The sequence below is a fragment of the Pseudomonas sp. IT-196MI5 genome, assembly GCF_949767415.1.
Lineage (GTDB): Bacteria > Pseudomonadota > Gammaproteobacteria > Pseudomonadales > Pseudomonadaceae > Aquipseudomonas.
In genome coordinates, this window is record NZ_CATKPZ010000012.1 from 56,515 (window position 1) to 69,445 (window position 12,931).

Annotated in this window: 11 protein-coding genes and 2 pseudogenes; 5 read left to right on the plus strand and 8 right to left on the minus strand. The window is 58.3% G+C overall.

What is annotated here, in order from left to right:
* Positions 1-966, minus strand: coding sequence for an amino acid ABC transporter permease (locus ACM6IK_RS11210; RefSeq protein ID WP_414874357.1), 966 nt, complete (start codon positions 964-966; stop codon positions 1-3).
* A 446-nt stretch (positions 967-1,412) separates the two neighbouring features.
* Between ACM6IK_RS11210 and ACM6IK_RS11215 the strand changes: the two genes are divergently transcribed.
* The 3 genes from ACM6IK_RS11215 (at position 1,413) to ACM6IK_RS11225 (ending at position 4,155) form a co-directional block, all read left to right on the plus strand.
* Positions 1,413-2,219, plus strand: a complete 807-nt coding sequence (locus ACM6IK_RS11215) for a lytic transglycosylase domain-containing protein (protein WP_414874358.1) — start codon at positions 1,413-1,415, stop codon at positions 2,217-2,219.
* Positions 2,220-2,623: 404 nt separating this feature from the next.
* Positions 2,624-3,289 carry a GntR family transcriptional regulator gene (locus tag ACM6IK_RS11220; RefSeq protein ID WP_414874359.1) on the plus strand — a complete coding sequence of 222 codons (666 nt, stop codon included), beginning with the start codon at positions 2,624-2,626 and terminating at the stop codon, positions 3,287-3,289.
* 14 nt (positions 3,290-3,303) lie between these two features.
* Positions 3,304-4,155 carry an urea carboxylase-associated family protein gene (locus tag ACM6IK_RS11225; RefSeq protein WP_414874360.1) on the plus strand — a complete coding sequence of 284 codons (852 nt, stop codon included), beginning with the start codon at positions 3,304-3,306 and terminating at the stop codon, positions 4,153-4,155.
* 133 nt (positions 4,156-4,288) lie between these two features.
* On the opposite strand, the gene ACM6IK_RS11230 is transcribed toward ACM6IK_RS11225, so the two are convergent.
* The 5 genes from ACM6IK_RS11230 to ACM6IK_RS11250 all read right to left on the minus strand — a co-directional run bounded on the left by ACM6IK_RS11230 (position 4,289) and on the right by ACM6IK_RS11250 (position 10,152).
* Positions 4,289-5,728: a hypothetical protein gene (locus tag ACM6IK_RS11230; protein WP_414874361.1), complete on the minus strand. Its 1,440-nt coding sequence runs from the start codon at positions 5,726-5,728 to the stop codon at positions 4,289-4,291.
* Positions 5,729-5,807: 79 nt separating this feature from the next.
* Entirely contained in the window at positions 5,808-6,956 is a 1,149-nt protein-coding gene (locus ACM6IK_RS11235) for an iron-containing alcohol dehydrogenase (protein WP_414874362.1), read from the minus strand.
* A gap of 188 nt (positions 6,957-7,144) precedes the next feature.
* On the minus strand, positions 7,145-8,518 hold the full coding sequence (locus ACM6IK_RS11240; protein ID WP_414874363.1) for a sigma-54 interaction domain-containing protein: 1,374 nt from the start codon (positions 8,516-8,518) through the stop codon (positions 7,145-7,147).
* Between the two features lie 35 nt (positions 8,519-8,553).
* A complete protein-coding gene (locus ACM6IK_RS11245) occupies positions 8,554-8,736 on the minus strand; it encodes a hypothetical protein (protein ID WP_414874364.1) in 183 nt (60 codons plus the stop codon).
* Positions 8,737-8,763: 27 nt separating this feature from the next.
* Complete coding sequence (locus ACM6IK_RS11250; protein ID WP_414874365.1) at positions 8,764-10,152, minus strand: amino acid permease; 1,389 nt, start codon at positions 10,150-10,152, stop codon at positions 8,764-8,766.
* 277 nt (positions 10,153-10,429) lie between these two features.
* On the opposite strand from ACM6IK_RS11250, the gene ACM6IK_RS11255 reads away from it, so the two are divergent.
* A complete protein-coding gene (locus ACM6IK_RS11255) occupies positions 10,430-10,879 on the plus strand; it encodes an Lrp/AsnC family transcriptional regulator (protein WP_414874366.1) in 450 nt (149 codons plus the stop codon).
* Between the two features lie 252 nt (positions 10,880-11,131).
* Positions 11,132-11,596: pseudogene (locus tag ACM6IK_RS11260) on the plus strand (DJ-1/PfpI family protein); the annotation flags it as partial.
* A gap of 168 nt (positions 11,597-11,764) precedes the next feature.
* On the opposite strand, the pseudogene ACM6IK_RS11265 reads toward ACM6IK_RS11260, so the two are convergent.
* Together ACM6IK_RS11265 and ACM6IK_RS11270 are read right to left on the minus strand one after the other, a co-directional pair.
* A pseudogene (locus ACM6IK_RS11265) lies at positions 11,765-12,094 on the minus strand (transposase); the annotation flags it as partial.
* Positions 12,095-12,250: 156 nt separating this feature from the next.
* A complete protein-coding gene (locus tag ACM6IK_RS11270; protein WP_414874367.1) occupies positions 12,251-12,601 on the minus strand; it encodes a BON domain-containing protein in 351 nt (116 codons plus the stop codon).
* Positions 12,602-12,931: the final 330 nt, after the last annotated feature.

A 12,931-nucleotide genomic window follows, 5' to 3' on the forward strand; every position in this document is an offset into this window, starting at 1 on the left:
TCAGCGATGGGCGCGATTGAAGTGCTTTTCCAGGCGTGCCTGGACGGTTTCCAGCACGATCGACAGCAGCCAATAGAGCACGGCGGCGGTGATGAGCATTTCCAGGTGGCGGAACTCGGCTCGCCCTTGTGTTCGCGCCAGGAACATCAGTTCCCAGACCCCGATCACGGACACCAGCGAACTGTCCTTGAGCATCGAGATGAACTGGTTGCCGGTCGGCGGAATGATCAGGCGCATGGACTGCGGGAGAATCACGCGAGTCATCGTTTGAAAGGGCGTCAGGCCAATAGCCCGGGATGCTTCCCACTGCCCCCGGGAGATACTGCTGATACCCGCGCGGAAGATCTCCGTCATATAAGCGCCATAGCACAGCGAGAGTGCGAGGATCCCCGCTGGTACGGCCCCGACCACATAACCGAGTTGAGGAATGCCCAGGTAGATGAGGTAGATCTGGATGAGCAGCGGAACACCGCGGAAGAACGAGGTGTAGAAGCTGGCGATGGCAATGGCGAAGCCGTTGGATGATAAGCGGGCCGTTGCGCCCAATAACGCCAGGACGAACGCGATGGCAATGGAAATAGCGGACACGTAGACAGTAGTGAAAACCCCTTGGGTAATCATGAAGCCTACTTTGGCCGCGATGAAACTGTAGGAAAGATTGAAGGTGTCGAAAAAGAGAAGGAACAGCGCCAGCAATTCGCACCAGACCGTAATGATCTGCGTGCGCAAGGGAAAACGGCCGAGGATGAACAGGTTCAGGACCACCGTGAGGGTGAAGGTGCCGCCAACGGCTATGTCTCGCGCCAGGGGGGCTTGCAGGTCAAGCACGATTGGCCCCATCAGCCGGGAAAGGCGGCCTTCGCCTACACCGCAGAAAAGCGTGACGATGAAGATCACGACAGCGATTGCGCCCATGAATGCTGCGCTATCGGTCTTGCGAGGCTTGACGATATGGTCTTTGTACATGGCTTACGTGCCTCAGGGGGAACCCTTATTGTTGTAAGTCCATTATGGGTGTGCGAAATGCCGGATGGGACCCTGCGAAATGCTGGTTTACTCGGTTATTCAGGGCAAATGATTGACTGGACCCCATACAAATGCGGGAAATAACCTGCAGTTACGGTTCCAGGGATTACTGGTTGGATGTCGCGAAAGACAGGAGACAGCCACAAGGAGACATCCGTTTGCGACGGCATGCCCCCTATCCAGTCGTCGGGCATTAAGCACTGTTGGCCTGCGTTCGCCCGGGAACGCCGGCAGCCCGTACGTCAATGCAAGATCCAAGGCCGGTTACAAGGGGGTATAACTATCAGAACAACAGGCGGGTCACCCGGAACAGGCCCTCCAAAGGCAGCGCCCGGGCAGGCGCCCCAGGCCTGATCGGCGCCTGCGGCGCGGAGCGATGTGATGTGATGAGTTCCAGAGCATGGCGATGGGCTCGCAAGAGCCTTCTTGGCTGCATCGAGCTGGCCTTGCTGGTCGCTCCACTGTGCGCCAGCGCCATGTTCAAGTGCCAAGCCAGGGACGGAGCCATCAGCTACACCAGCCAAGCCATCGCCAGCGCCCGCTGCACTCGCCTCAATGGCATGACGGGCGCAGGTGTCGGTGCCAGGGCAATGGCCCTGCCACGGCTTGTGCGGGACGACGACTCAGGCGCGGTGCGGATTCGGGTGTACACCTTCATCCACAAGGGTATTCGTCAATTTGTGAGCCGGCGTCCCGTCGGGATCTCCGCACGGGTCGATGTCCTTGAACTCTATTACATCAAGGGCTGCTATCTGTGTATGGCGTCGAAGGATTTCAAGGTCGCCTCACTGCGCCTGGACACCCATTCCTATCGGCGGGAGATCGAAGCCGCTTCGGGTCATTATGGTGTCGACAGGGCGCTGATCCGCGCAGTGATACATGCCGAATCGGCGTTTCGCCCCAACGCCATTTCCGAAGCCGGCGCCCAGGGGCTGATGCAGTTGATGCCCGCCACCGCCGAGCGCTTCGCCGTGGACGATCCGTTCGACGCACGACAGAACATTCGTGGCGGCGTGCGCTACCTGGCCTGGCTGCTCAAACGCTTCAACGGCAACCAGGTGCTGGCGTTGGCAGGTTACAACGCTGGCGAAGCGTCCGTGGTCGAGTACAACGGGGTGCCTCCCTACGCCGAGACGCAATCCTACGTCACCCTCGTGCAGTCTTTGACCGAACGCTATCGAAACCATCGCTAGTACCGTAGGGCGCATAACCCGGAACAGGTAATACGCCGGCCCCTCCACATTGACGATCAATCCATTGCAGCTTGCGAGCTATGCGGGAATCGCGCGCGTTCGGTAATAACCCGGAATTTCAGCTGCGTAAAAACTGTTTTTTGCTCTGCAACGTAGCGTTCGGTAACGAGTCGCACGGTGTTGGCGTACCCGTCTGTCCATAAAAGGCGTTCTCCAGACAAAAAGCTTTCAAGCAGGCCTTGAATTCAATGATTGGCACGGTATACGCATATAAGTAACAAAGTGATTGTTGAACAATCACGATCGCCTTTACTGCTTCCACCTACCGAGGATACGAACATGCAAAAAGGTCTGATGGGCAAGAAAGCCACGCGCAACCTCGCGTGAACGGAGGGCGTGCAACGGTGAGTCAACCCAAGGAAAAAAGCCTGTCGCTGCCGGACCAGGTCGCCATCGAGCTGCGCGAAGACATCATTGGCGGGCGCCTGTTGCCAGGCATGCCACTGGTGGAAAGCGAACTGGTCAACGCCTACAACGCCTCGCGCAACACCGTACGCGAGGCGCTGCACCAGTTGGGTCGCGAAGGCCTGACCAGCTATGTGCGCAACAAAGGTGTGATGGTGCGCCGAATGGGTATCGACGATGTGCGCGACATCTTCAACGTCCGCCGCACGCTCCAATTGCAGGCGATCGCCGCGAGCAAGCCGTTACGCGAGTACCAGTCCGATCTGATGCTCGATGCCCTCGAGGCGGCGCAACTGGCCCGGGATCGCGAGAACTGGCAAGCCTTCGGTACCCACAGCCTGCGTTTTCACCAACACATCGTCGGCCTGATGCGCAGCCCACTGTTCGACGAATTCTTCACCCAGGTGGCGGCCCAGATGCGCCTGGTGTTTTCCAACGCTCCCAGCGAGGAAAGTTTCCAGAAACCCTGGCTTGAACGCGACCGGCATATTTACGACCTGCTGGGCGATGGCCGCAAGAAGGAAGCCGAGGAAGCCATGAGCAGCTATCTCAACGACTCCGAACTCGTGCTGCTGGATATTCTGAGCAGCCGACCAAAACACTGAAGAGAGGATCCATCATGTACAAGGATTATCCAGCGGCCTACCAAGTCAGCAAGGGCGCCGCATTGCAGGTAGACAAAGCGTTCTATGACCGCGTGCGCGAAAGCAGGGAAGGCCGCACGCTGGTCGAGCAATTCGAAGTGCCGATTCGTACCGGCCGCGCCTGGAAGGTGCCGGCGGGGCATGTGTTTCGCGTGACCACGCCTGTGGGGCCGCAGGTCGGCGACTTCAACGTGTGGAGCGCCAACGATCCCCGCGAACGCATGTGGGCCGCCCGCACCCGTCAGTTGCAAGGCGCGCACGTCACCACCTACGACCGTTTGTGGTCGAACCTGCCGTTCCTGCGGCCGATGGTCACCATCACCGACGACAGCCTGGCCGGGTACGGCATCGACGAACATGGCGGCCGCTTGCACGACCTGCTCGGCACCCGCTGCGATCCTTACGTGAACAAGATGCTCACCGGCGAGGATTTTCATCACCATTGCCACTCCAACCTGACCCGCGCGGTGTTGCCGCACGGCCTGACCGAGTTCGACGTGCACGATGTGTTGAACATTTTCCAGTGCACTGGCCTCAATCACGACGACATGTACTTCATGAAGGCGTGCCCGGCGAAGCAGGGCGACTACCTGGAGTTTTTCGCGGAAATCGACCTGCTCTGCGCGCTGTCCACCTGTCCGGGCGGTGACCTGTCATTGCCGATGTGGGGCCCCGACGCGGAGGATCCGCTGAAGGTTTGCCGTCCTCTCGGCGTGGAAATCTACCGTCTCGACGATTCGCTGCTGGAGGGTTGGAAACAGCCTGAGCGCGCCGCTTATAACGGTAACCACGGCTTGATGATTCCCAAGGCCGAGTGGGAAAAGTAAGGACCGAGTCGATTGACACCCGGGATGTCCGTCTGCCCTGGTTGGCGCCCGTCAAGCTTGGTTATATGGGGTAAATGCGGACCTGTTCATGGCGTCGGCACTACGCCGCGCGCCATGAACGAAGATCGAAGCCTTATTCGACTGCCGCCGTCTCGGCCACACGTTGAACCGTGGCCGGTTTCAACGGCGTCTCGGGCGAAGTCTGCGGCGTGTTCAGGTCACGGGCAAAGGTCCGGTCGTTTTCGCCACGGAAAAAGTTCTTGCCGTAGATCAGCAAGCACAACACCACGCCGATGGCGAACGCCCAGCTCGCGCCCTTGATTGCCAGCACCGCGCCGATCACCCCGGCGATACCCAGGTCACGCTGGCTTCGCGCTTCCAGGATGCCCAGACGCACGCTGACATAACCCTGGATCAGCAGGGTCAGGGACAGCGCGACGCCCAGGATCGGTTGCACCAGGGTTACCACTGGCAACAGCAGCAGCCCGGTATTGGTCCCCCAGCGGAATGAGCCGACACCGCCAATGATCGAACCCATTGCCTTCGGCCCACCCTTGAAACGTTCGATGATCACCACCAGCATGGCTGCCCACTTCGGTCCGCACATGGCGACGTCGGGGCCGAAGATGCTCATGAAGGCGTTGCGTGCGCCGAAGATCAGGTGCGCGCGGTCCGGGTTGTAGTCGATCTTCTGGTCGGTGCGGATCTGTTCAGCTTCGTCCAGCAGTACCTTGGCGCTCAGTACGTCGCCGAACACGATGATGTACACCGCCAGCACCGTTGGAATTGCCGAGATGAACATCGACAAAGGCGGCATGCCGAGACCGAACACCGTGTAGTGGGTCCACAAACCAACGAAGTCCGGCTGGCTGATGCCCCATTGAATGGTCGGCCACGGCGCCTCGTTGAACAGCGGAGCGATGACCACCGCCAGCAGGACAATCGGCAGGATGCCGAGCTTGGCGAAATTCCACCAGAACGCGTTCTTCTGCTTGAGTACCTGGAAGTGCTGGGAAAAAATCAGGTAGAAAGCCAGGCCCACCGCGATGGAGATCGTCCAGGGGAACGCGTCAAACTTGCCACCTACCTGAAACACCGCGATCACGGCACTCAGGCCCGCGCCGACGATGATCCCGGATTTCATGGCCGCCGGTATGTAGGTGAACACGCGTTTGGCCATCCCCGTGGCCCCCAGCGCAATGGAGAACACGCCGAGCATCAATTGAAACGCAATCAAGGCATGGACACGTTCCGGGCCTACCGGAAAGGTTGCGCAATAGGCCATCAGCAGCGGCACCGCCGGGGTGATCCAGCCCGGTACGGTCGGGTCGCCGAGCAAGTGGTGGGTGAGGTACAGCAAGCCGTTGAGCATGACCACTGCCAGTGCCACTTCGAATGGCATCCCGAGCAATTCGGTCATCAGCGGGATCGCCGCCAGGTCGACTGCGCACATCAGCAAACCTTGCAGGTAGTCCGGCAACTCGAATTTGTAGTGGATAAAGGGCAAGCGCACCTTGAACGGGCCAAGGGCGATGTACGGACTTTCGTATCGTGGTTCAGGGGAACTGGACATAGGCTGCACCTGTTTTATTGATCTTGTAGGGTGAGCGCTCGATGGGACATCGAGCGTTGTACGGTTTGAGGGGCGCCAATCAAAACGCCGAGCGATAGATTTTTTCGATATCGACGGCGCTCAGGCGGCGCGGGTTGTTGCGCATCAGGCGCTCGATCTTGCTGGCCTCTTCGGCCATGGCCGGGATGGCGTCCTCAGGAACGTCAAAGGCGCGCAGGCTTTTGGGAATCTCCACCGCCTCACACAGATCGGCCATGGCCTGCACAGCGGCATCGGCGGCTTGCGGGTCGCTCAGGTGGGACACGCGCAGGCCCATCGCTTCGGCGATATCGCGGAAGCGCTCGACACAGGCCATCTTGTTCCACTGCATCACGTGCGGCAGCAGCAAGGCATTGCTCACGCCATGGGTGATGTTGAAGCGACCGCCCAACGGGTAGGCCAACGCATGCACCGCGCCGACGCCGGCATTGCCAAAGGCCATGCCGCCCATGAGGCTGCCGGTGGCCATGTCTTCGCGAGCTTGCAGGTCGGCCGGGTTGGCATAAGCCTTGGGCAGGGCCTTGGCGATCAATTTGATGGCGCCCAGTGCCAGTGCGTCGGTGATCGGCGAGCGATTGACCGACAGATAAGCTTCGATGGCGTGGACCAGGGCATCCACGCCACTGGCGGCGGTGACGCTGCGCGGACAGGTCAGGGTCATGGCCGGGCTGACGAGGGCGACATCCGGCAGCAGGTAGTCGCTGACGATGCCCTTTTTCAGTTGCGCTTGCTTGTCGGAAAAGATCGCGACGCTGGTCACTTCCGAGCCGGTGCCGGCGGTGGTCGGAATGGCGATGAGGGCAGGGCCCTTTTGCTTGACCAGGTCGACGCCGAACAACTCGGCCAACGGGCCGTCATGCCCGGCGAAGGCCGCGACGCCTTTGGCGATGTCAATGGCGCTGCCGCCGCCGAGGCCGATCAGGCCGTCATAACCGCCTTCGTGGAAGGCGCGGGTGCAGTCTTCAACGATGGCGATCTCGGGTTCAGGCTTGACCTGATCAAAGACGCCGTAACGCCGACCTCCCAATTGCGCAAGGGCAAGGTCAACCGTGCCGGACTTGACCAGCACCGCATCGGTGACGATGAGCGGAAAGTTGATATTCAGGCGGGTGAGTTCCACGGATAGCTGCTCGAGGGCGGCTTCTCCGGTAATCAGTCGATTGGCGATTTTGAACGCTGAGGCAGTCATTGGCTCGTCCTATGTAGTTGTTGTTTGCGCAAGGGCGTGTCAACCGGACATAGCGAATGGCGTGCCAGAATGCGCAAAGCCCCGGATGGCGGGGCTTTGCGGGGAAAAGGCGGGATTAATGCAGGGGAGTTGCGATCAGCATCCTGATCGCCTGGGGGCTGTTTGATTGAAATACTGATCAAGCGTTGTCAGTCAGAGTGTTCCCAGCGCTTCATTTTTTGCACCACGGTGGCCTGGCTCACACCCAGGGCCTTCGCCGCCAGGCGGGTGGTCTTGTGCAAGCGCAGTGCCGCGCGAATCGCCGCGCGTTCGGCATTCTCGACAATCTTGCGCAGCGGCAGGTGGCCCTGGTCGGTGTCCTGCGGGCTGAGGTTGAGTATCTCTTCGGGCAGATCCAGCGCCTCGATGGTATCGCCCTGGGTGGTGACCACCAGCCGCTCCACCACGTTGATCAACTCACGGATATTGCCTGGCCAGGCGTACTCACACAGCAGGTCGAGCGCTTCCAGGCTCCACTGCATCTGGCGTGCGTAACGGCCGTTGTAGGTCTCCAGGTAGAAATGCAACAGCGCCGGGATTTCCTCACTCCGCTCGCGCAGGGCGGGAATGTGGATGGGGACGACGTTGAGTCGGTAATACAGGTCCGCGCGGAACTGCCCCTGTGCCACCCGCTGCTTGAGGTCATGATGGGAGGCGCTGATGATCCGCACGTCCACTTCCTTGAGCTCCAGCCCGCCAACCGGAATGAAGCGGTTTTCTTCGATCACCTTAAGCAACTTGACCTGGACCGGTAACGGCAAATCGCCAATTTCGTCCAGAAACAACGTCCCGTGGTGGGCCAGCTCGAGCAGGCCACGCTTGCCTTTCGGCCCGGCGCCGGTAAAGGCACCGGGGACATAGCCAAACAGTTCGGCCTCGATGAGATTTTCCGGCAGTGCACCGCAATTGAGTGCCAGAAACGGCTCTTTGGCACGGGGGCCGGCATTGTGGATGTATTGCGCGACCAGGGTCTTGCCGACACCTGTTTCGCCTTGCAGCAGCACCTTCACCGAGCTGCTGGCCACCTGGCGCGCCAGGGCGAAGACCCGGCCGGAAACTTTTTGGTCCGCCACGGGCAGGGAGTTCAACAGTTCGTCGCGTTGACCGGCATGCAATTGCGCGGTGCTGTTGCGCAGTTGTTTGAGCTGATGCAGTTCGTCACGCTCATGCTTCATGCGCAATAACTCGGTCATGTCGCGTACGGTGCTGACCACGTAACGGATGCGTTTGACGCTGTCGAAGATCGGTGTTGCGCTGACCAACAGCTTTTTCCCGTGACTTACGCTCTGCATTACCGAAACGGGCAGGCCTTCGCGTAAAACCCGCAGGGTGGCGGACTGAGAGATCGTCCCTTCATTGACCAGCACTTGCATGGAGCGCCCCACCAGTTCGGCACTGTTGAGGCCGGTCAAGCGTTCGTAGGCCTTGTTGACCTTGAGTGTGTTGCCATCGCCGTCGGTGATGTAGACGCCGTCGTGCAGGGCGTCCAACAGTTCTTCGAAACTTGCGTCATTGACGTTCATGCAGGAGTCCAGGACAGCATAGTGGGGTGGCTAGTTTAATGCGTCACCCCGGTCATGTTCGATCGATCGCTGCGGTTTTTCAGCCAGGCCGCTACCGCAGCGATGAAGATCGGCACGATCAGCAGGACAAATGAGGTGAGGATCGACAGGCGAATGCAATCAGGTGCGCAACTGGAATGCAGTTGCGTACCTGAAAACGATTGGAGGCTGATCGGCACTCCAGAGAGACCTGGCGAAATGCCGGATTAATGCAACAACGAGCGGCGCCTCGCATAGGCGAAGTAGATCACCAGGCCAATTGCCAACCACGCCCCGAATACCAGCCAGGTCGTCTGCTTGAGGAAGGTCATCAAGGTTACGCAGAACGCGATGGCGAGCAACGGAACAACGGGCACGCCCGGGCATCTGAATGCGCGAGGGAGGTCGGGTCGGGTCTTGCGCAATACGATCACTGCCACCGAGATCAGACTGAATGCGGCCAACGTACCGATATTGATCAGCTCGGCGAGGACGTTCAGCGGAATCAGTGCCGAGATCAGCCCGAAGACTATTCCGACCATCCAGGTGGCGAAAAAGGGTGTGCCGAATCGTGGATGAACCCTGGACAGGCGCTGGGGAAGCAGTCCGTCGCGCGACATCGCGTAGATGATCCTGGTTTGACCGTACGCCATCACCAGAATGACAGTCGTCATGCCAACGATTGCGCCTAAATCAACGAACCCGGCAACCCAGCTTTCACCGGCATATTGCAACGCCAATGAGACCGGATGATCAACGCCAAGGAATTGGGCATAGGGCACGATGCCGGTCATGATCATTGAAACGGCAACGTACAACACTGCACAAACGGCCAAGGAACCGATAATGCCGATGGGGAGGTCACGCGCCGGTTTTTTCACTTCTTCGGCGGCAGAGGAAACCGCATCGAAACCAATAAAAGCAAAAAAAACCAGGGCTGAAGCACTCAAAATGCCTTGGCCACCGAAGGGCGCGAATGGTTGCCAGTTAGCCGGCTGAACATGTCGCACACCAACGGCGATGAAGAGCAGCACCACGGCGATCTTGATGATCACCATCACGTTGTTTACGCGCGCGGATTCCTTGATGCCCATGGAAAGCATCCAGGTAATTGCCAGCATAATCACCAGCGCGGGCAGGTTGAGCCAGGTTTCCACACCGGGCAAAGAGCCTGGAGCCGCCGTAAGCACAAGCGGAAGATTCAGCCCAAATCCGCTCAGCAGGGACTGGAAGTAACCCGACCACCCAACAGACACAGCCGAACTGGCCAGCCCGTATTCAAGCATCAGATCCCAGCCGATCATCCAGGCCACCAGCTCTCCCAGCGTCGCGTAGCTGTAGGTGTAAATCGAGCCTGCTACCGGTACGGATGAGGCGAACTCGGCATAACAGAGCGCTGCAAATGCACAGGCCAACGCCGCTAACAGGAATGAAACCGTGAGGGCCGGTCCCGCAGTCAGTGCGCCGGTTCCGGTCAATACAAAGATGCCCGTCCCCACGATTGCTCCGATACCAATCAGGACCAGATCCATCGGCCCCAGCACTTTTTTCAACCCGGCAGGCGCTCGGGCAGCAGCAATCATTGCGTCCAGGTCTTTTGTTCTGAAAATGCTCAATATTGCCTCCGTTGTTACTTGTTTTTATTGTCAGAGCCAGTGGCCAGGGTGTCGGAAATGACAAGAAATTGTATTTCAGTACCTCGAAAATTAACGTTCGAAACGGATCTGTATTTAATTATTTTTCAGACGTTAATTATCCAAAATGTGTTCTTTATGTAATTTCCTTTCTAGTATTTGTCGTTCCTGGAAATGGATGCTTGATCAAGGACCTGGGGGATGGGGCCAATCGCCCTGCCGCGTACTCATTGTTAAAGGGAGAGAACACAGAGTGGAAATGGATAAGGTTGATCGTTCAATTCTGGAAATTCTGCAAATGAATGGTCGCCTGACGAACGCCGAGATCGCCGCTCGTGTCTGCCTGTCAGCGCCAGCCTGTTGGAAGCGCCTCAAACGCCTGGAAGAGGAGGTGATTGTCGGGTATCACGCGCACTTGAACCCAAAGACCATGGGGCTGGGACTTTTTGCTTTCATCAGCGTCACCCTCGATAGTCACTGCGAGGACGCCATGGATCATTTCGAAGCGGGTGTTCTGGCGCTGCCCAACATTATTGCCTGTCACAAAGTGTCGGGGAAATACGACTACCTCTTGCAGGTAGTCGTCAAAGACATGGAGGCATTCCATGAACTCGCCATGCATCGCATACGTACGCTGGGCAATATCAAGGAAATGTACACCGGGTTTTCGCTCAAGGAGATCAAGCACTGCAATACCTTGCCACTGTAAGTGCCTGGGCTTGCCCCTTGTCCAGGACGAGTCACACAATCAATGCCGGGTTTGGCGGGATCTTTGTATCCTCGAACCTGGCGCCGTCGATGTGGGCTGGCTTCTATCTAACGACAAAAGCAACGACAGGGACCGTCATCAATGCAATCCGGCTTCAGCAAAGGCGCCATGTTTGCACTCTGCGCCGCGGCACTGATCATCGTCGGGCTGTGTTTCTCCAATGAGCTGATCCGCTTTGGCAGTAAAGCCCCGGCCCCTGCTACGGGGCAGTTCCGCTCGCAGGGTGGACTGGCTGTCACTGTCGATAGCAGTTTGCAATAATGCCTGGACTGGAAACCGGACGTTGTTGTCGTCATCGGTGGAATGGTCTGGGAACGTGCGGAAGCACCGGATATTCGAGACTTTCTTCATGCTAGTCGTTCAAGTGGAGCGACAATTGCCGGTATCTGTGGGGGAACGCTGGCACTTGCGAGGGCCGGGCTTCTCGACACGGTTTCTCATACCTCGAACAGCGCTGACTTCTTACAACAGAATGCCGTAGGTTATGAAGGGTCCACGCTTTATCGAAGCAGTCCAGTAGCTGTGGTTGCCGACCGCATCATAACTGCTCCAGGCCCTGCACCCGTTAGCTTTACCTGCGCAGTGTTCGAAGCTGCCGGGTTATCTTCAGAGAACATTTCGCAGTTCAGGTCATTGTTGGCAGCGGAACACGGGTGACCGCTTCGCCCTACAAAAACCGCCGATCAGGTGATGTGTTCGAGTGTTCGCTCCTGGCCGATTCTGTTGAAAAAAGCCGGATTTTCAGCTGGTCCGAACTCAGGCACGACCACCACTGGAGAACCTGCTGACCACATTGAGTGGTTTCTCGGCCCTTCCTTGAGCTTTGTCCCGAAAACGGCCGTGTCGGCTCTTGGAAAAGGTTGAGTGATCAGGCACTTCATCTTCAAGGTTCAACCGACAAAACCAGCGATAAGCCAAGTTCAAATGGGCCTCTTCGCACAGCCGTCGTTCGGAGCGAATGCCGTAGCAATAGCCCACGACCAGCATGCGGATCATCCGTTCGGGATCAAACGAGGGACGCCCGATCGGGCTGTAGAAATCGGCGAGGCAATGGCGCAGGTCGCTCAGATCGAGACACGGATCAATGCTGCGCAGAAGGTGATTGGCTGCTGTGTGATCCCCCGTCGGCCAATGCCGAGATTTTGCGAAGGCCAGACAGGGGAGCTACTTCTTCAACAGAATCGGCCAGAAGCAGCCAGTCGGAAATGTCCACGAAGCCATGGGCGATTCACTCTGGGGGCACACAGGCATTGAGCTTCCCTCCGCCCTCGGTTCCCGACTGGGAGCGCGGCGCCTGCAAAGTTGCCATTATCATTTGTCGTCCATCTTTGTTGACGATTGTGGCCGGCGCTCAGTGCTCTCTTCGGCGTTGGGTGCTTCTGGAAAACTCCCTGGCGTGAACACATGGGTCTGCAAGTCGCTGGCATCGACCTCGGCGACACCATGAACCGAACGGGCCAGACCAATGGCCTGTTCACATTGTCTGTGAGTATTGACGCGGCCGCTTAACCCCACTACGCCCGCATGGGTTTTGACATTGATATGCAGGCTAAGGGTCGGATCGGAAAATGCCAGGGCCGACTTCACCTTGGCGGTAATCCATGCATCGTGAACGGCCATTTCCAAACCATGAGCGTAATGCTGGAAGGAGTGATTTTTCATGGCTGAACTCTCTCTCGCGTAATCAGACGTACTGTCCATCCCATTTGCTGTGCCGTCCGCTGCCTGTCAGGTGAACGCTATGGACACCTGATTCGTTTTGGAGCGCTCGCCACGCAAACATTGACAGAGATTAATTATAGTACGGTCGTTGCCTGCGGTCAGAGCGCTGTCCCCGTGAACGTCCGCCTTGGTCGCTCTGTGCCAGGCGCAACACCTGCAGAGCACTCCAGACAGTCCTTATTGCGATCAGCCCTGATCAATCCATTATAGATAGTCCGTCCCGCCGCCAAACGTGCCAGCCTGGGACATGATGACTCCGTCTGCCCTGGT